This is a genomic window from Aureispira sp. CCB-E (genome assembly GCF_031326345.1).
Classification (GTDB): domain Bacteria; phylum Bacteroidota; class Bacteroidia; order Chitinophagales; family Saprospiraceae; genus Aureispira.
Genome location: NZ_CP133671.1, coordinates 5,874,944 through 5,895,853 on the forward strand (window position 1 = coordinate 5,874,944; position 20,910 = coordinate 5,895,853).

Genomic DNA, 20,910 nt, shown 5'->3' on the forward strand with positions numbered 1-20,910 from the left:
TGTATTGCTTGATCTAGTTGTGTTATTATTAAGTATTAGCTACGCTGCTATTCCGTGGGTTCAACGAACGATTACTTTTAATAACGTCTATTTATATTTAATTGGTATCTAATTTACCAAAAACTAGTCCAGTTGTAGACATTACTAATATAACGAAATTTCTAAACTTAGAACTTTTCAGCCTTATTTTTATCCATTTCCTTATTTCTTTCAACAAAAAAATACCGTTTGAAGTTCAGACTGTTTCATTTCAGCTCTTATTTTGGCAAACACTCTTGCTCTGTCCACCTTAGTTATTGTTTAATAAATCGAGTCTTAAACACTTCCCCATTATCTAGCTTCAAAGACAACCAATAGACTGCTGCTGGAATATCCTCTACGAGTGTTATTTTTAATAATTCTTGAGTTGTAATGGAATGGTTTCTTTGATAGACTAGTTGTCCTCGCCCATCAAAAATGGATACAGTTGCCTTTTTAGCACCTTTTGATTTCTCTCCCAAATCAATAAAAAACGCCTCCTGAACTGGATTCGGATAAAGCCCAAATCCTATGCCCAAAGTCCCTATACCCGATACTGCCCTAATTTCAGAATAAGTTGTTGCCCCATCAAAATCAATTTGTTTGAGTCTATAATAACTAATCCCTTGATAGGCATTCTTATCCTCAAAATGATACCTAGTTGGTGTTGTACTTGTCCCTGAAGCTTCTACCCACCCTATTTTGGTAAACATAGTTTCATGTGCCAACATCCGCTCAATATCAAACCCTTGATTATGAAACTCAGAACTAGTAACCCAGCCTAAATCTACCCTTTCTCTATCAATACGATTTGCCTCAAACGTCATCCATTCTATTGGCAAGATAGCACTAGGAGGAGGTAATTTTCTACCAATAATCTCTACTTCTGCATGAGCAATTTTATTCAAGCCTACTGCTTGAATTCGCACATATCTACCTTGAGCGTTTAGGTGATCTAATGAGAATTTTCGGGCAACGCCATTTCCATTAAAATATTCATAATCTGCCAATGCTCGTGCACTGGCAAGAGTTGTTGTCGATGTAAAGGCAGAATCAGAAATTAAAACATAAAAATTCTGAAAATGGGGAGATAAGGTTTCAATATTGGCTCCATTTAATTCTACTGTATTCCAAATATCAATAAAATCAATTTGCTTAATTTCTCCCAAATCTAAATCATACCAAGGCTCTTGTTCTACAAGTGTTTCAGAGAAACTTCCGACAGGCACCAAACCTCGTTGAAAAATTTGTGCATTGATGCGACCATTGTTATTACCATCGACCGCTTTTGTTGCTCCAGCATTGATGCTCGTTCCATTGTAAGTTAGTCCTATGTTGGTACTACTTTGAGTTACCGTAGCCAATCGGCTTATTAGACGGTTGGTAGGCAAAAAATTAGCGGGTGACTCAATCAATGCCATTGAAAGCAAACTAGAAGGAGCATTCATAATTTTTACACGCACGGGAAAAGAAGTATAGTCGTACGTTCGTCGATTGGGGAGGATTTCATTGATAATAAAGTACAATTGATCATTATCTGCGGTATCTTTATAAACACCATTGATACTAAGATAATCTTCAAATTTTTGTTGCGAAGCAAACTCATAAATTCGAGTAGGATAGTCTAAGCGTAAATTCCCCTGCGCCCAAGCCTGCTTGATTCCCATGTCGTAACTGCCCAAATCATCTGTAATAACACCATCTATTTCAAATCGGAAATCCCCCGTATTATAATCGACCACTAAACCTGAACTATCTAAAATCGTAAATGTTGTTGGGCGACTGGTAATTTCTGAAGAACTTAGATGAATCGGATTATCACTGTGCTCATCATAAACAGTTGTGGTGGCAGGATTTTCTTTTTCAAGTTGATAAAATACCCCCACATTTTCTAAGACTAGGTCTACAAAGTACCAAGGAGTAAAACCATTGTTACGAGTTTTTAAGGCACCATTTCCACTTTCAACTAGTTTAGAAACAGTAACTCCATAACCCAAATCAACTAATTTTATATTTTCAAAAACATGATTGTGTGAATGTTTCCACAAATACATACCTATCGAGCTAGCATTCTTTCCAGAAATGAACACATCTTTGAAGGAATAATCGGCTTGATAAGTGATGGATAAACCTTGGTTTACCCCCCAAGCAATAAAACCGTCGAATACCGAGCGAGATTCATGATTAACTCCCATATCCCGCTCTATAGAGCGCAAACCTTGATTAGAACTAATGACCGTTGTATTTTCTAAAATTAAAGCCACTTCTACGGGCATGACTCCATCTCCTTCTTTACTATACCCCCCACTACACAAAGGAAACTGATCAAATAAATAGTTCGGTCTAACACTTGCAAGTGCCTTAGCATCTACCCTGTCCAAATGATTGACAACAGGATTCATATTCATTACTCCTACGCCTTGCTTGACATTCGCAATAACATTTCCTCGACAAACGACCGCACGCCCTTTCATTCCCAAACCTTGCCCCGAAAACAGATAATCGTCATAAAACAAAGCAGCATGATATGGACTTGTAGAGTGTCCGTCTTTAACATCTACGACCAAATTATTATCCCAAAAACCTGTTTCACTCCCCGATTCAGAAACAATTCCCGAACCTGTTACATCGTAAACAACATTATCCGAAACCGTGGCATGTGAATCGTGGTGTGTAATTCCCCACCCAGGATTCCCCCAAACGACATTCCCTGTCACATGAACCATATTTGCCCCTAGATTTGCTCCTGTGCGGTGCAAGTGAATAGAATAGCGTCCTCTTATGTTTGTAATATCTGCTACAGGAGCCTTTCTTAACTCCGAACATTCTTGTCCTAAGGCAGATATTTTAGATTTAAACACTTTGGGCTGTACCCAATTTGCCCACAAAAAATCATTGAGTAGTTTTGATTTATCGGTTCGCCCCATATCTACAAAGGCGGCATTTTTGATTTGAATATTGGTTGGGTTGTGCATCGCCATCAAATGCCCTCGTTGGTGGATAATTGTAGAAACTGTTGATTTAAATTGAATATTTCTACTCAAATTTCCCACATAACAATGCAGATTATCCTGTACCCTTCCTTCGTGATTTTTAGTTAGATTATTGGTACAGGTAATGGTTGTTCCATTGATTGCTTGAATCGCTACCAAATCCTCACCATTTGCCAAAGTTGATTGATTGCCCCCTCTTGTTACCACCAAACTATCGCCAATATTCCAACCAACTGGGGTACTAGCCAACTCTATCAACGCTTGATTTCTCAAAGCATCCGCCCCTAATTTGATCATGTTTGTTTTTTCCTGCCCAACAATTTCCAACTCTCCCATAACAACAAGTCCTAACGACAACTGCTCTGGATCCCAAAGGTAACGTCCTAATACCCCCGCACCATCATTAATTAGATTTCTAGATATTTCGGTTACCGAAGTATTTCCCAACAAGGCATCTGCATAAGAATTAAATCGATCATCTGGTCCTACGTTATAAGTCACCTCATAAGTTGGTTCACCATCACTGTAATAACTGATGGCATTGGCATTCCATACTTGGGCAAAACCGCTAGTTCCTGACTTATGTGCTTCTATATCAAAAGGTCGAATTTCAACAGCTATCGCTCCATCAGTTGGGTTACCTGCCCGAAATGTCACTACAGAAGTGTTCATCCCTATAAATGTATCAAAAATCAACTGAGAGGTTTGACTGCTATTAGATTGTATACAATTAAAAGTACCATCTACTCGTATGGCAAAAATATGTGCCGTCGAATTCCCTTCATACGTAACGGTAATATTCGCAGGAATAACCACTATAGCCCCATCACTAGGAACAGTTCCTGTATTCCAAGTCGTCGGATCAAACCACGAACCATTTTGGGTAGCAGTATGGGTAGCAGTATTAGTAGGTATAAATCCTGTTAGATGTTGTGCGGTAAGTTTTGTTGTTTGTATGGACAATAACAATAGAAAAGATACAATGCCCCTATAGAATAACTTCATCACATTTATTTTTAATAAAACAAGTTATTGGTTCGTTTACTTTCTTTGTAAATAGTTGTTTTACAGTAAGCAAACTTTAGGGGGAAGTGTCAGTAATATACAATAAAAAAAAGCTTTTTAAGTCAATAAAGATATATTTTCACTTCAATTATTACACTCCATTACTCCGTTGAAAAACGTATCAATTTGATTATCAGTAAGATGCAACTCTGACCACTTCTAATCTAAAAATCTGATAATCAAACCAATACAAGATGCTTTTTTATATTTCCCTATGAAAAACTAAAAAATCAACGAAGTATTAACACTCAAAATAGCACAAAAAAATGTACCTTTGCAGCAAACTTACAAGACCTCTCAATTCATACAAAACCAAACAATAACTTGTTTTTATTGTTGATAAAGCCAATCTGTTGTTTATTACAACTCGTATGAGTTGAGAATCAAAAAAATTAAAAACTCACAGTATATTATGGAACAAGTCGCACCTTATCAAGCCAAACATAAAATTCGTATGGTGACTGCTGCTGCATTATTTGACGGACATGATGCTGCCATCAATATTATGCGTAGAATCATGCAACGCTCTGGAGCAGAAATCATTCATTTGGGACACAATCGTTCGGTACAAGAGATTGTTGATACTGCTATTCAGGAAGATGTGCAAGGAATTGCTATCACTTCTTACCAAGGAGGTCACAACGAATACTTCAAGTATATGTATGACCTATTAAAGGAACAAGGTGCTGGACACATCAAGATCTTTGGAGGTGGAGGTGGAACTATCCTCCCAACCGAAATCGAAGAGCTTCACGATTATGGTATTGCCCGCATCTACTCTCCTGACGACGGACGTGCAATGGGGCTACAGGGCATGATTAATGACTTGTTGGAAAAATGTGATTTCCCTACTGGTCAAAATATCAATGGAGAACTCAAAGATTTTAAACAAAAAAATAAATATTCTATTGCTCGCCTTATTTCTGCGGCAGAAAATACGGGCGACCATGCTGATGCTTGGCTAGAGGATATTCGCCAACAAGCGCCGACTAAAAAAGTACCTGTCTTAGGGATTACGGGTACGGGAGGTGCTGGAAAGTCTAGCTTGGTAGATGAATTGGTTCGTCGCTTCTTAACCGATTTTGATGACAAAACAATTGCCGTTGTTTCTGTAGATCCTTCTAAAAGAAAAACAGGCGGTGCCTTACTCGGTGATCGTATTCGCATGAATGCCATTAAAAACAATCGCGTCTACATGCGTTCGTTAGCTACTCGCCAATCCAACCTTTCTATTTCTAAATATATTGCTGATGCCGTTGACATCTTAAAAGCAGCAGAATATGATTTAATTATTTTAGAAACCTCTGGTATTGGTCAATCGGATACCGCTATTACGGATTTTTCCGATATGTCTCTCTATGTGATGACACCAGAATATGGTGCCGCATCTCAGTTAGAGAAAATTGACATGCTTGATTTTGCTGATGTTATTGCTTTGAACAAATTTGACAAACGTGGTGCTCTAGATGCTTTGCGTGATGTAAAAAAACAGTACAAACGCAACCACAACCTTTGGGAAGCCAAAGATGAGGAATTGCCTGTTTTTGGAACCATTGCATCTCAATTTAACGATCCTGGTATGAATCAATTGTATCGTGCCATTATTGACACCATTGTAGAACGTACCGATGCAGATCTAAAGTCTAGCTTTGAAATCACAAAGGGAATGAGTGAAAAAATATACATCATTCCGCCTAAGCGTACTCGCTATTTGTCTGAAATATCGGAAAGCATTCGAAATTATAACGAAAAAGCAGAACAACAATCTGAAGTTGCGGGCAAACTTTATGGCATCAAAAAAACATTAGAGGTATTAGAAAATCAAGGAGAAGCAGATAAAAGTGTTTTAGAAGCCGTTCAAAAAGCATACGATGAGGTTGAACTAAATCTAGATGGTCAAAATAAAAAAATCCTAAACAACTGGGATGACAAAGTAAAAGCTTACGCTAACGATGAGTTTGTTTATTTGGTAAGAAACAAAGAAATTCGTGTTCCAACATTTACAACCTCTCTTTCTCATACTCGTATTCCTCGTGTTGCTACTCCTAAATACAAAAGTTGGGGAGAAATTTTAAAATGGGTCTTACAAGAAAATGTACCTGGTGAGTTTCCTTATACAGCTGGTGTATTTCCTTTTAAACGCAAAGGGGAAGATCCTACTCGTATGTTTGCAGGGGAAGGAAATCCAGAACGTACCAATAGACGTTTTCACTACGTTTCTTTAGACATGCCCGCACATCGTTTATCAACAGCATTTGATTCGGTGACTTTGTATGGTGATGACCCTGATTATCGTCCAGATATTTATGGAAAAGTAGGAAATTCTGGGGTTAATATTTGTTGCTTGGATGATGCTAAAAAATTATACTCAGGATTTGATTTGTGCGCTCCAACAACTTCTGTTTCTATGACAATTAACGGTCCTGCAGCTGCCATGTGTGCCTTTTTTATGAATGCTGCTATCGACCAACAATGCGAGTTGTACATCAAGGAAAATAACTTAGAAGCCTTAGTTGAGGCTAGAAAAAAAGAAAAATACGACGACAAAGGTTTACAACGTCCTGTGTATTTGGGAGAATTGCCTGAAGGAAACAATGGATTAGGATTAATGCTGTTGGGAGTTACTGGAGATGAAATCTTGGAGCCAAGTGTTTATGCAGAATTAAAGCAAAAAGCACTTTCCTCTGTAAGGGGTACGGTTCAAGCTGATATTCTAAAGGAAGATCAAGCTCAAAATACTTGTATTTTTTCTACGGAGTTTTCGCTGCGTTTGATGGGAGATGTTCAGGAATATTTCATCAATAAAAATGTGCGCAACTTCTACTCTGTTTCTATTTCTGGGTATCATATTGCCGAAGCTGGGGCAAATCCAATCTCACAACTTGCCTTTACCTTAGCCAATGGATTTACCTTTGTAGAGTACTACTTGTCTAGAGGAATGGACATCAATAAATTTGCACCGAACTTATCGTTCTTCTTCTCTAATGGTGTTGACCCTGAATATGCTGTCATTGGTCGTGTCGCTAGACGGATTTGGGCAAAAGCGATGCGTGAGAAATATGGTGCTAACGCTCGTTCTCAAAAACTAAAATACCACATTCAAACATCAGGACGTTCTTTGCATGCTCAAGAAATTTCGTTCAACGATATTCGTACGACTCTGCAAGCCTTATATGCTATTTACGACAACTGTAATTCTCTGCATACCAATGCTTATGACGAAGCTATTACCACACCAACAGAAGAATCTGTTCGCCGCGCAATGGCCATTCAGTTGATTATTAATCACGAATTTGGTTTGGCTAAGAATGAAAATCCAATGCAAGGTTCTTTTATTACAGAAGAATTAACGGATTTGGTAGAAGAAGCCATTATGATGGAATTTGATAGAATTACAGAACGTGGTGGTGTTTTAGGGGCTATGGAAACGATGTATCAACGTGGAAAAATTCAAGAGGAAAGCTTGTATTATGAAACGCTCAAGCATACTGGTGAATTCCCTATTATTGGTGTGAATACGTTCTTATCTAAAGAAGGATCACCAACAATTATCCCTGACGAGGTTATCCGTGCTACCCAAGAGGAAAAAGAAGCACAGATCCAAACACTGTCAAGCTTAAAAGGTGCCAATGAAGCTAAAAGCCCCAAAGCACTTTCGAGGTTGCAAAAAGCAGCCATTAATAATGAGAATTTATTCGAAGAATTGATGGAAGCGGCTAAATGCTGTTCTTTAGGACAAATTACAACTGCTTTATATGAAGTAGGTGGGCAATATCGACGTAATATGTAGTCGCCTCATTTTCTTAAACAATAACAACTAAAAGGCTCAAATCTTCTTTAAGATTTGGGTCTTTTTTTATTATAAAATAGCACCCACCAAAAAACTCAACCATTTGATTAATAATTATTTACAAGCACAACCCTTTGTAAATGAGGTCATCATAATGTAACAAAAGTTAAGGCTTGATTTTATAAAAAAAAAAGATGTACCTTTGCTGCGCATAAAGCAAAAACCCTTATTATTTTTTATTTGTTCATGCATTCTCACAATCCCAAAAAATGAGAATTTAAAAACGAAATCATGAAAATACGTTCAAAAGCAAGCATGCTGCTAACGACTCTAAGCATGTTCTCTACTACCCTATTGTTGGGTCAAACAACCATTCCTAATGGAGACTTTGAGAATTGGCAAAATGTGGGTAATTCCGATGAGGAGCCAACCAATTGGAACGGTAATAAAACTGGTGGTGGTTTTGCAAATCTAGGACCTCAAACTTGTTTTAGAGAAGATAACAATCCACATTCTGGTACCTATTGTCTAAAGTTGGACAATGGAAGCTTCTTTGGCACACCAGTTAATGCAACAGCTACAACAGGAAGAATTGAAGCTCCTTCTACCAACCCTTCGGCAGGTTATATCAATACCCTAACGACCAATCCTGATTTTAACTCTCCATTTGTAGGTCGTCCAGATAGTTTGGTCGGTTGGTTTAAGTTTAACCAAGGCGGAACAGACATTGGTCGTATTCAAGCTATTTTGCACGATAGTTTTGATGTTTCTAATCCTGACCAAGGTGGCTCTGCTGCTCATATCATATCTGAAGCGATCTTTGATGTTCCTAATGGTACCACTAGTACTTGGACTCGTTTTGCAGTTCCTTTTAACTATACCAATGGTAATATACCTTCTTATATTTTGTTGATTGCTACCGCTAGTTCTAGCCCAGGTAGTGCCAACTCTAGTACAACACTTTGGGTTGATGATCTTAGTGTAGTCTATTGTACTCCTCCAACAGCTACGTTAAATGAAGTGGCTTGTGGTAGCTATACCGCTCCTAGTGGTGCTGTATGGACAATGAGTGGAACGTACCAAGATACGGTCGCTTTTGGTGGCAATTGTGATAGTGTTTATACCATTAACTTAACCATCAATAGTGTTGACACTTCGGTTACAACAAACGGCACAACGCTTACTGCCAACGCAATCGGTGCTGCATACCAATGGGTTGATTGTAACAATGCTAATGCCCCTATTGCTGGAGCAACAGACAGTGTCTTTATGCCAACAGCCAATGGTGACTATGCGGTTGAAGTAACTGCAAATGGTTGTACCATGTTGTCATCTTGCTATAGCTTCGTATTGTCAAATGTGAATCAGCTTAGCGATGCTGCCTCAATAAACGTTTATCCAAATCCAACTAAAGGGCAGTTTACGATCGACCTAGGAACTAATCATAATGCAGCTATTTTGATTACAGATATTAATGGAAAAACGGTTTATCAACAAACCATATCTTCTACAAAGGTAGTAACATTAGATTTAGATCAACCAGCAGGGGTTTACTTCCTTACGGTTGCTTCTGATGATCGATACTCTGTTGTTAAGCTAATCAAGCACTAAACAAAAAACTATAAAAACTTACGCTTGACGCCTCTTCATGATTTTAATGGGGAGGCGTTTTTCTTATTGAATTATACTTATTAGTAGTTAGCTGCACTGCTATTGTATGGTTTCAACGAACTATTGACTTATAGTTTTTAACTATTATTTTTAGTGATATGATCGTTACTCTAAACGAAAAATCTTATTTTAAGTGCCTCTTATAAATTGTACCATTTCATTATGAATAAGTTTGATCGGGTCATTTCTACGTTAATTTTGTTACAAACCAAAAAGATTCTAAAAGCTTCTAGTATTTCAGAGCGTTTTGGAATTAGTCTGAGAACCGTTTATAGAGATATTAGTACACTCAAAAATGCGGGAATTCCAATCATAGGAGATCCGGGGGTAGGATATTCTATTATGGATGGGTATCGACTCCCTCCAATTATGTTTAATGAAGAAGAAGCCCTAGCACTGCTTACAGCCGAAAAGTTTATCGGAGATATTACCGACGAAACTACACAATCATCTTATTCAGGAGCCATGATGAAAATCAAGGCTATTTTGAGAAGTACCGATAAGCAATCGTTGGAAGTATTAGAGGATTCTATTGCCTTTTCTCATTTCAAGTGGTGGGAAAACAAATCTTATCTTCAAGATTTATTCAAGAGTATTGCTGCTAAAAAAATTATTAAAATTGAATACCAAAAGGCAGACAAAAGTATTTCAAACCGCTTATTAGAACCCATTGGTTGTTATTATCAATACAGCAACTGGTATTTGGTCGCTTATTGTCAAAATAGGCAGGCTTATCGAACGTTTAAGATAAATCGAATCTTACAATTGCGTGCACTAGACCAACAGTTTGATGCCGAGCACATTAGTCTGCAAATGTATATAGATCAACAAACTAAAGCATGGAAGGAACAACAACAATTTCAAAAAGTAGAAGTAGCCTTTAATCGATCCGTATTACAACATGCAGAAAACCGAAAGTATTACTTTGGTTTTGTAGAACAAGTCGAAGAAAAGGAAGTTGTTCGAATGAAATTTTTAAATTCTTCGATGGAAATTGTTGCTCGTTGGTTGTTACAATTTGGTAATCAAGCTACTGTTTTGGCACCTCAAGCATTACAGTCTAGAATCAAAGAATTGGCAACAGAACTTTATGAGCATTATCAATAATTATTGTTTTAATTCTTCTCTCTAAAAAAATAAACATTTTTTAGCTTTCTTAGTTCCTACTGACATACTGTTGTCATAACCATATTTTATATTTGTCATAACAATTATCAGCAATTCTAACGATAAACAGAATTATATGATAAAATAAGATTTAAGTTCATTGAAAAAGGAACGTACATTTACTAAAAAGTAAACGATGTACGACAAATTAGTAGAAATAGTATCCAAAGAGTTTCACCAAGTTCCAGACCATCGAAAAGGACATACAGAATATTTGCTACATGATTGTTTAATGGGAGCATTTGCTATGTTTGGTCTAAAAGATCCATCATTATTGAGTTTTATAGATAATGCCATTCATCGTAAGGACAATTTAGAACAAGTCTTTAAAATTAGTAAGCTTCCAACAGATAATGGGATGCGAAAAATTTTAGATGCTGTCCAACCATCTGTTTTTCAACCTACTTTTAAAACAATCTTTGAACATTTGGAAAGGCTCAAAATACTCGAAAGTAGAAGATACTTAGACCAACATTTGCTAGTAAGTGTTGATGCCACAGGTACATTTTCTTCCAATAAGATTGGTTGTTCTCAATGTTTAACAAAGAAAAGAAAAAATGGTACAATAGAACATCATCACCAATTGTTAGCAGCGAGTGTAGTTCATCCTAATTTCAAGACCGTTTTTCCTGTTTTTGGAGAAGCAATAACGCGGCAGGATGGTTCAAAAAAGAATGATTGTGAACGAAAGGCATGTAAACGATTATTTCCACATTTACGCAGCATACTGCCAAAAGAAAAGATCTTAATTCTTTTAGATGCTTTATATGCTGATGGTCCAACTATTAAAGCACTTCAAGCACAAGATATCCAAATGGATTACATCATAGTAATCAAGGAAGGATATGTTTTGGAACAAGTTAAGCAACTTAGAAAAAAGGATAGTTTGCATCAGTGTCAATACCAGAAAAATGAAAAGACTCTGTGTCGATACAGGTGGGCATCTAACCTCATTCTAAATGGCGCAAACCAAGATATTATCGTAAACTATTTAGAATACGAAGAATATGATTTAGAAAAAGATAAAGTGGTTTATTCCAATAAGTGGATTACCAACCTAACTTTGACTAAATCAAATGTTTCATCTATTGCCACAGCTGGAAGAGCACGTTGGAAAATTGAAAATGAGACATTTAACACCTTGAAGAATCAAGACTACAATTTGGAACATAATTATGGTCATGGAAAATTCTACTTATCAACAGTATTTGCTTTGATTATGCTATTAGCATTTTTTGTTGACCAGATTACAAGGGCTGTTGATGAAAGTTTTGAACAAGCCTTAAAAGAAGCAAAAACATTGCGTGATTTAAGGCAGAAAGTTCGAGTACTCTTTGATTTTATTCCTACTATTTCAATGAACTTAATCTATCAAATAATCGCTAGAAAGGTCAATATTCGACCTCAATTAGAATAGCTATTTGATATTATTATTATTTAATATATTTTCTTACATCGTTAGAATTGCTGAACAATTATTCAAAGGGGAATTACCCAATTATTAACGTTTAAAATTAAAGCACAATGACAACACAAGAAGTAGCCAATCGCCTAATAGAACTATGCCGTGAAGGTAAATACGAGCAAGCAGTTAAGGAACTTTATTCTCCTGATATTGTGAGTGTAGAGCCAGAAGGTATGCCAGATCATATTGTTCAAGGGTTGGATGCTATCGCCAAAAAAGGAGAACGTTTTCAAGATATGCTAGAAAAAATAAACTCTAGCACAATAACAGATCCTATTGTTGCCGAAAACTTCTTCTCTTGTGGTATGTATATGAATGTCGTTATGAAAGGAATGACACAGGCTATTGACATGGATGAAATCTGTGTTTATACAGTGAATAACGGCAAAATTGTAAAAGAAGAGTTCTTCTACACACCTGATCCACAAGAAGTCCAATAGATGTCACTTTAATTTAACGTATACTTAGCAGAACTCGAAAAACAGCTTGTTTTTCGAGTTTTTTTATTTTCTTATCTTTTGTTGGCAATACTTTCTTATCCAATAATGATATATGAGCAGACCTATTCCCCCTCCCAAAACATTAAATAGTAAATCCAACAATTCTTTGTCTCGACCAGGAATATAAGCGAATTGAAGTTCTTCAATTCCTGCTCCAAACGAAATAACAAGCAATAGAGCAACAATATTTGATACAAAGACGCTCGCTACACGGTAATATTGGAATGTCCACAAACATAAGATAGCCAATATTCCATACGCCAAAAAATGACTGAGTTTATCCCTTCTAAAGATACTTTCTTTTAGCTGTTGCCAAGTGTTTTTATGAAAATAAGCTTCTCCCCTTTCTCCAGGTTCTTTGGGCATGTAATCGCCCATTGGAAAACTCAGAACAACTTCTTTGTCGCAGATTAAGATACCTCCATCCTCATAAGGCGTATCAAAAGGCTTGTTATTACTATGATTAAAAAAAGCTGTATCGCTTTTGTATTGCCGCCTAGTTCCATCCTCTAAACGATAAACTGCTGGATCATTAACCATTTTAAAATTATCTCCCTCTTTAGGAATTTGCCCAGAACTAATTTCACCTGTTTGATAATGTCGTGATAGCCTAGGCCACAAAGATCCTGTTATAATGAGCAGCATATAAAGTAATAAAAATGGCAGGCTGTATTTTTGTAACAATTCTAAGTCTATTTTCATAACGATACCTTTCATAGTTCAAACGGTGTTAAATAATGATATACATAAGCCTACAAATTCATTCTCATGCTTCAAAGTTAAAACAATATGTTAACAACCTCTCTCTCAACGGAAAAAGTTAAAAATATAGTTTTAAAATTCATAAAGTATCCGTAACTTGAATTAAACAACATTCCTCATTCCTTAAATAAAAATCTCTAAAACAAGCACTTACTCAACAACCAATTAAAATATCTGTCCTTTTATTCCTTCACTTTCCAAAACAATAGGACTATGTTATTACTTCAATATTCCCATTTTTTTCTAAGCTTACTATCTATTTTTTTATGTTCAGTACTTGCTACGGCACAAACCGTTAACAATGGTTCTCTGAATGGCAGCCCAATAGGTAACAATCAAATTACCAATGCGACAGGTTGGACTCGATGCAGTGGCTCGCCAGATTTGTGCAATACGACTTTTCCTTCTTATTTAACAACCTCTCAAGTTACTCCCGACAACTCTCCAGATGGTGGCAATTGGCTTGGTTTAGCCTCTATTAATGCAGGCGAGTGTGCGCAAACAACCATTACTGGCTTAACAGTTGGCAACTCTTATATTTTATACTTTTGTGGAGCTAGTTTTGGAACAGGTTCCAGTCTTTTTAATCAAAGTCCTGTCTTACCAACAGTAAGAGTCGGTACTACTTCGCAAACGTATAGCATTCCTATGGCAGCTAGTACTTGGGTGCCTTTACAACTGCCGTTCGTAGCAACAGCAAGTACAATGACATTACAATGCGAACATGCAGGATCTTCTCCTGCCAACGCTTACTATGCTTCTTTTGATGGTTTTAATCTATCTGCTCCCTGTTCGACCATATTACTTCCTATAGAATTGCTAACATTCAATGCTTTTGCTGACAAAAAGAAATATGCTGCTAATATTGATTGGCAAACGGCTCGCGAACAAGACAGTGAATCCTTTACCCTACAACGCAGTCTGAATGGAATTGACTTTGAAGACATTGCTACTATTCCTGCTGCTAATTATGCTGAGGACATTACTAATTATACTTTTGTTGACAAAAAGTTACCTATCAAAAATGGTAAAAAAGGAGGTTTATTTTATTATCGATTACAACAATTAGATTTGTATAACAATATTTTATATTCTGACGTAAGAGCTGTTAATTTCCCTGTTGAAGAACTCTTAGGATTTAATATTTACCCCAATCCAACAAAGAATTACTTGAATCTTGATTTTTTATCTCCAAACTCAGAAAATTCTTATACCTTAAGCATTTTTAATACGCTTGGTCAAATTGTACAACAACAAACGATCGATCCCCATGAAGGACTATATCAATTACAAATAGACGTTCAAGCACTTCACCAAGGAGCGTATGTCATTCAACTAAGCAATACTTATCAATCCTATCGTCGTTCGTTCATCAAACAGTAAAATGATTTTTTATGCCGTTTAAATTGCTCTTTTTTTGTACTCTTTTTGCAGTAGTATCTTGCACTCAACAAGCAAAATTAAGTGTTAGCGATATAAAAGAAGTAGCTGTAAAGCATTTTAGAGAAAAGGGCTTTCATGCGATTAAAGATACCAGTCATGTTCATGTCAAGAAAATCCAAACAGGGTTGGACGATGAATGGTTTGTTGCTTTTAATGCAGTTATGTCTAAACCTGTTTTATTTTTATACCACATCAGCGATCCCAATGAGTTGCCGCATTATATCCCTTTGAATAATAAATCAGAGGGTATTATAGAACATGTTGATTTTGAGAATGTCACTAATGATGAAGATTATGAACTCGTTATTGAACTACATTTTGACTATGGTTTAGCGTATCAAGCTAGAGAAATTGTGATTCTAAGACACCCTTTTGGCAATCCTGCTTACGAAATTTTTTCCTTTCCCTTTGAACAGGTTTGGGAAAGCATCGATTCGTTTGATAATCGCTATGGTTTGCCAGAACACAGCAAACGCATTGAAAATCATTCTTTTTATGAATTTTTTGAAGGGTACATCCTAATTAGAGGCACTATTAATTATAGAGAAAACCACTTATTAGAATACAAATGGAACAAGGAACATGAAGAATTTTTACTGATTCTAGACGAAGAGTTACACGAAGCCGAAGAAGAAGAAAACAAAGGAGGAATCATTCACAAAATCAAAGGAAATAAGACCTTGGTTGAAGTTAATGCTCATGAGGAAGGCTGTTTGGCTTACCTATTAGAAGATGCACAAGGGCATGTCTTAGATATTCCCTCAAAAATTCATGATGAATTATTGTGTTCTCAAGTAACTTCTTTATCCCCTAATGGTCGCTATTTGATTTATACTGATTTAGAACAAAATGCCATCTGTTTGTACGATATAGAACTTCAAAAAAACAGACCTATTCTAAACGATTTTGATAGTTATGAAGGGGTCTCTGAAATTGCTTGGCCTCCTAAAAATTCAAGTAAATTTGGTTTCATTTCTATCAATCAAGAGGAATTTTTAGAAAACACTAGAATTCATATTTTCACCTTGCGTGATGATGAGCAATTTTATGAACAAACCTACCATAAAAAAGTATATTATATTTGTGATATAACAGGGTTTTGTGTTCCTCAAAAGGATTATAATTACCAATTTAAAACCCCCAACCTTTTTGTATATACCCCTGATTCTACGGGAATCTTTACAGGGCTAAAAGTACCATAAGAAAAATTTCTAATTGCCAAATCACAGATAATTATTAGAAAAAAGGGATAAACTACATTTAAGTAATTTATCCCTTCTCTACAGCCTAAAGCTTGCTAAAAAGCAAGTCGTATTTTATGAATTAATCCCAATCTCCTATAATTTGAACAACCTCCTCTACATACGGATCTTTCTTTAAAGACTTGTGCCAGTTCTTGATACTTTCTGCACGAATGGTGTCCGCTTCAAGAACAGCTGCATCTGCTGCAAGTACATCTATTTTTAAAGCAGGAATATCTTTATCAATCCCCTTGTATTGCTCCGAAACTTTGTTGTACTTTTCTTGCTGGGCACGATATGCATCCAAATTTAGTGATATTTCAGTATCCTCTTGCAAACTCTTGAACCACTTCGCTCGTTCATCAATCATTTTAAATGTTTCGCTTGCAGCGACACGTTTTTCACTTTTCTTTTTGATCTTATCTAATTTTTTAATGCTTGATTTCTTATAGTAAATTGGATCAATCTCAGTCCAAGCCATTGGAAAATCTTCGTCTTTTTCACCAATACTTCTATAAGAATACACCCCAGGAAGAATAATGTCTGGAATAACACCTTTTAGTTGAGTAGAGCCACCATTGATACGGAAGAATTTTTGAATGGTAATTTTCATAGAACCTAACTCCCCTAAATCTTTATAACGTTGTGGTACAACAGCATCCAATTCAAAGAAACGTTGAACAGTACCTTTTCCAAAAGTGGATGGAGATGTTCCTACAATAATTGCTCGACCATAATCTTGCAAGGCAGCAGCCATAATCTCAGAAGCCGATGCAGAGAAAGAATTAACCATAATTACCAAAGGGCCATCGTACAACACACTAGGGTCTCTATCCTCTAACGGGTGTGGACGACTATCTCTTCCTTTTACTTGCACAATTGGTCCTGTTTCAATAAACAAACCACTCATATCTACCACATCACGCAAAGAGCCTCCACCATTAAAACGCAAGTCAATTACAATTCCATCAATACCTTCCGCAATTAGCTTTTGAACTTCTCGCTTCACATCACGAGAACAACGTCTACCTCTAGGATCTTGAAAATCAGCATAAAAACTTCTTAAATCAATCAATCCAACACGTTTTTTAGTTTTTTTGTGTTCTACCACTGCTGACTTAGCATAACTTTCTTCCATTACCACGATATCACGAACAATAGGCACTACGGCAATCGTACCATCCGTCTTTTTAACTGTCAAACGCACTTCTGTTCCTTTCTCACCACGAATCATTGGCAAAACATCGTCCATTTTCATATCAACGATATTGACAGGCTCCTCCTCTCCTTGTGCTACTTTGATAATCAAATCATTCACTTCCAAGTCACCTTGTCTCCATGAAGCAGATCCAGGAACAATGCGAACAACTTTTGTGTAACCATCCTCTTGGCGCAATTGTGCACCAATTCCCTCTAATTTTCCAGAAATACGAATATTAAAATTTTCTTTTTCTAAAGGAGGAAAATATCCAGTATGTGGCTCCAACACATTAGCAATCGTATTGATATAAGCTGCAATTTTATCATCTCTGTCCTCTTGGCTAATATCCTTCGACCAACGATCAAACTGTTTCATTACTTTTTCTCTAGAAGCAGCCTCTAATTCCTCTATGGTTTTGATTTCAACAGATTTGTCACCATCCTTTTCTGCTTTTTCTTGACGTTTAAGCTTGATCTCCAAATCCAACAAAACTCTATACTTCAACAATTGATGCCAACGCTCATACAATTGCTCCTCTGTTTTTGCATAAGCCATTTTTTCATTTGAAGTTTCAATTTTCTCTTCTTTATCAAAATCAAAAGGCTTCGCTAATATTTTTTTGTAATATTCCTTGACCAATTCTATTCGTTGATCTCTAATCTTATGCAAATCATCAAAGAAACTAAAATCCTTTTTCATAGCATAATCGTCCAACAAATCACGATGTTTTGCAAAGCCATCAATATCCTCTTGTAAGAAAAAACGCTTGCCATTGTCTACTCGCTTAAGATAAATATCATACGCTCTATGAGACAACGCATCATCTACTTTTGCAGGTTTGTAATGATTGTATTGCAAGCTTTGTAAGACAACATCAATTAATAAGGATTCCTTGTTGGGATAATCAGGATCTGTGTCTGCTGTTGTGAATGCAAAAACGGCAAAACAAGTCACAGCCAAACCGAATAAATATTTTTTATTTAACATCATATTGGGACTTTTAGCGCATTATATTAAGCGTGAAAAGATTATTTGTTTGTTCTAATACAAGATACTTAACCTTATAGAGATTATTATACCACTAAATAATTTTATAAACAATAAACAAACATATTTAACTACTATTTAACAAAATAAGGACTAAAATACATTTATTCTGTCTTTCAATTAACAATATTCTCCTTTTTTTTGTTTTTTGCACGATACTAAAAAGACAGTATACTTTTGCTTAACAGATTAAAAAAATAATTATGATCATTTATAATGTTACCGTAAAAATCAACCCTGAGGCACACGACGAATGGTTAACATGGATGAAAGAAGTACACATGCCTGACGTGATGCGCACTGGTCGTTTTCAAAGCAATCAAATCGCCAAAGTACTGGGTCAAGACGAATCGGACGGTATCACCTATGCTATTCAGTATACGTGTGAAGACATGAAGACGTTGCACCAATATACAATTACTGAAGCGCCAGCCTTACAAAAAGATCATGCCGAACGTTTTCAAGGTAAATTTGTTGCTTACAGAACGCTCTTAGAAATTGTATAGCATGAGGCGTTTTCTATTTATAATTGGAGGGCTACTCATAGTGCTAGGTTTCGTTCTAATCAACCAAGAAAAAGGTTATTTTAATATTCCTTTTTTCAATGTTCCTTCTGGGTATGTTCGTGCTGATTTTATCAACCAATCCCCAGAAACAATTCAAAGTATTCGGACTATAGGATTAACAACCGCAGGAATTATTGATCTAAAACCTTACACCCAAGAACATATTTTAGTCAAGCACAATAGCGGAGAAGGTAGTTGCGCTTTTTCAATTTATTTTGAATCAGGAAAAACACTTTCTACACCTGAAACATATATTGAAAGTGGGTATCATTTAACCTATACAATTTACCAAGATTCTATCCATATAGATTATTAATAATCAGCAAACATAAAACCTCAAAACATCAAAAAACTGATAATTATCTACTAAACACACCTTGGTAAGGAATAAGATGTTTTTTGATGTTTTAACTCCCTTCGGAAAAGAAATAGTCTAATACTAATAATTTTTTAGTATCATTTTCTGTCAACAAACTTAATTAGAATAATTAGGATACTTTAACTTTCTAAATTAGGTTGAATTCATATTTAATTACTACTATTGCAGCCACCACTCTTCCATTCTCTTGGAATGTTATGTAGATATTAATGATACTACTTAACTGCACTACGGCATAGTGTTCTTTACTTTATAAAATTACTATGCTATTCACAATTACTATGCAAGGCAAAATCCACAAAGTAATAAGTTAATCCAATATCGTTAATCTCTTAATGATAGCATTCTAATGCCCTTTTAAGGGCTCCATTATTATATTATCCCACTAACTAAAATTTGACAAAATGACAAAAATCATCTTGTATGTAATCATTGCTATGTACCTAGTCGCATGTTCCCCTGCATCAAAAGTAAGCTCAAAAAGCAACGGACTCAACGAACGATTTTATCCAAGCAAATTGGTGCATACCGACCTTCGTGAAGTTAATTTTAAGGATAAATTTATCATAATTGACTTTTGGGCAACTTGGTGTGCTCCTTGCATCAAAGGGTTCTCTCACTTTGAAACACTGGCATCTACCCCTAAATTTAAAGATAATGCCGTTTTTGTATTATTATCGGAAGAAGAAGAGCAAAAAATACTCAAACGCTTAAATGGTAGAACCCTTCAAAATGTGCATTTTGCTATAGATCAATCAGACTCTCTTTTAGGCAAAACTTTTGAAAAATTTGATGTTCAATATCTTCCTTATGCTGTTGTTATCCATCCCAATGGTGAGCTATTATGGAGTGGAGGCACGTACTCTTTGACCGATTCTAAGTTAGAACATTTAATCGCAGGAACCTATCAGGAAGCGCCACCTAAGCCTAAAAAGGCAACCAAGCAAACTATTATTGCCGATACACTTACAGGGGCTCACTACCAAATTACAACCTGCTTAGCCAACAAAGGTTCATCTTCAGGTTTTACTAAAAAAGATCAATCTGGTTACAAACGAACAGCTGTTTCTATCAGAAATTTAGTCAAAGATTTATCCAACCGATCAAATTTTAATCTGGTGAGTGATGCCAACATAGATTCTACTGTTTACTACGTTCATTTCAAATGCGATCCAGATTCAATAGAGCAACCCTTCAACTTTTTGTTGCACAAATTGCTTGCACATTACAACATTCAAACAAGCACCTATACTGCTGAAAAAGAAGTGTTTCATGTGACCATTTTGAATAGCGATTTATTAGCTCGTAAGACTACCTTACAAGTAGAAGATGGGCATGGAGGATTTGATTACACTGACAATGAAATTGTCATTATTAACAAGCCAATTACAACCCTAGTTAGCATACTCAATGAATTAGATTATGGTCCACTAATTTTAAAAGAACCTTTAAATACTGAAACGAGATATGATTTTCAAATCGACCTAAAAGAAGGTATCTCAGGCATTAAAAATCAGTTAGAAAAAAAATATGGTTTAGGGCTAGTCCCCACCACAACTCCAATCGAAGTTATCAAAATTCAACCATAAAAAAAAGGCTGTT

13 protein-coding genes are annotated in these 20,910 nt (G+C 36.0%); 10 read left to right on the plus strand and 3 right to left on the minus strand.

The genetic code is table 11. From position 1 onward, the window contains the following. Positions 1-293 precede the first annotated feature (293 nt). Complete coding sequence (locus tag QP953_RS22955) at positions 294-4,016, minus strand: T9SS type A sorting domain-containing protein (RefSeq protein WP_309553076.1); 3,723 nt, start codon at positions 4,014-4,016, stop codon at positions 294-296. 472 nt (positions 4,017-4,488) lie between these two features. Here QP953_RS22955 and QP953_RS22960 point away from each other — a divergent pair, with 472 nt between their 5' ends. From QP953_RS22960 to QP953_RS22980, 5 genes are all read left to right on the plus strand, one after another. Then, the gene (locus QP953_RS22960; RefSeq protein ID WP_309553077.1) at positions 4,489-7,866 is read left to right on the plus strand and encodes a methylmalonyl-CoA mutase family protein; all 3,378 of its coding nucleotides are present in this window, start codon (positions 4,489-4,491) and stop codon (positions 7,864-7,866) included. A 291-nt stretch (positions 7,867-8,157) separates the two neighbouring features. Beyond that, on the plus strand, positions 8,158-9,477 hold the full coding sequence (locus tag QP953_RS22965) for a T9SS type A sorting domain-containing protein (protein WP_309553078.1): 1,320 nt from the start codon (positions 8,158-8,160) through the stop codon (positions 9,475-9,477). Positions 9,478-9,699: 222 nt separating this feature from the next. After that, positions 9,700-10,644 (plus strand): YafY family protein, encoded by a 945-nt coding sequence (locus QP953_RS22970; RefSeq protein ID WP_309553079.1) that lies wholly within the window; start codon positions 9,700-9,702, stop codon positions 10,642-10,644. A 196-nt stretch (positions 10,645-10,840) separates the two neighbouring features. After that, positions 10,841-12,121 (plus strand): transposase, encoded by a 1,281-nt coding sequence (locus QP953_RS22975; RefSeq protein ID WP_309552833.1) that lies wholly within the window; start codon positions 10,841-10,843, stop codon positions 12,119-12,121. Positions 12,122-12,228: 107 nt separating this feature from the next. Then, complete coding sequence (locus tag QP953_RS22980; protein WP_052593820.1) at positions 12,229-12,609, plus strand: nuclear transport factor 2 family protein; 381 nt, start codon at positions 12,229-12,231, stop codon at positions 12,607-12,609. Positions 12,610-12,672: 63 nt separating this feature from the next. Here the strand turns inward: QP953_RS22980 and QP953_RS22985 are convergent, their stop codons facing one another. After that, positions 12,673-13,371: a VanZ family protein gene (locus QP953_RS22985; RefSeq protein WP_309553080.1), complete on the minus strand. Its 699-nt coding sequence runs from the start codon at positions 13,369-13,371 to the stop codon at positions 12,673-12,675. A 273-nt stretch (positions 13,372-13,644) separates the two neighbouring features. On the opposite strand from QP953_RS22985, the gene QP953_RS22990 reads away from it, so the two are divergent. Both QP953_RS22990 and QP953_RS22995 read left to right on the plus strand, forming a co-directional pair. Further along, positions 13,645-14,814, plus strand: coding sequence for a T9SS type A sorting domain-containing protein (locus QP953_RS22990; protein ID WP_052593817.1), 1,170 nt, complete (start codon positions 13,645-13,647; stop codon positions 14,812-14,814). A gap of 11 nt (positions 14,815-14,825) precedes the next feature. Next, entirely contained in the window at positions 14,826-16,076 is a 1,251-nt protein-coding gene (locus QP953_RS22995; protein WP_309553081.1) for a hypothetical protein, read from the plus strand. Between the two features lie 121 nt (positions 16,077-16,197). Here the strand turns inward: QP953_RS22995 and QP953_RS23000 are convergent, their stop codons facing one another. Continuing rightward, the gene (locus QP953_RS23000; RefSeq protein ID WP_063833015.1) at positions 16,198-18,306 is read right to left on the minus strand and encodes a carboxy terminal-processing peptidase; all 2,109 of its coding nucleotides are present in this window, start codon (positions 18,304-18,306) and stop codon (positions 16,198-16,200) included. Between the two features lie 260 nt (positions 18,307-18,566). Here QP953_RS23000 and QP953_RS23005 point away from each other — a divergent pair, with 260 nt between their 5' ends. The 3 genes from QP953_RS23005 (at position 18,567) to QP953_RS23015 (ending at position 20,897) form a co-directional block, all read left to right on the plus strand. Continuing rightward, the gene (locus QP953_RS23005) at positions 18,567-18,869 is read left to right on the plus strand and encodes a DUF4286 family protein (protein WP_052593811.1); all 303 of its coding nucleotides are present in this window, start codon (positions 18,567-18,569) and stop codon (positions 18,867-18,869) included. A gap of 1 nt (position 18,870) precedes the next feature. Further along, complete coding sequence (locus QP953_RS23010; RefSeq protein WP_309553082.1) at positions 18,871-19,245, plus strand: hypothetical protein; 375 nt, start codon at positions 18,871-18,873, stop codon at positions 19,243-19,245. Between the two features lie 467 nt (positions 19,246-19,712). Then, on the plus strand, positions 19,713-20,897 hold the full coding sequence (locus QP953_RS23015) for a TlpA disulfide reductase family protein (RefSeq protein WP_309553083.1): 1,185 nt from the start codon (positions 19,713-19,715) through the stop codon (positions 20,895-20,897). The last annotated feature ends 13 nt before the right edge of the window (positions 20,898-20,910 follow it).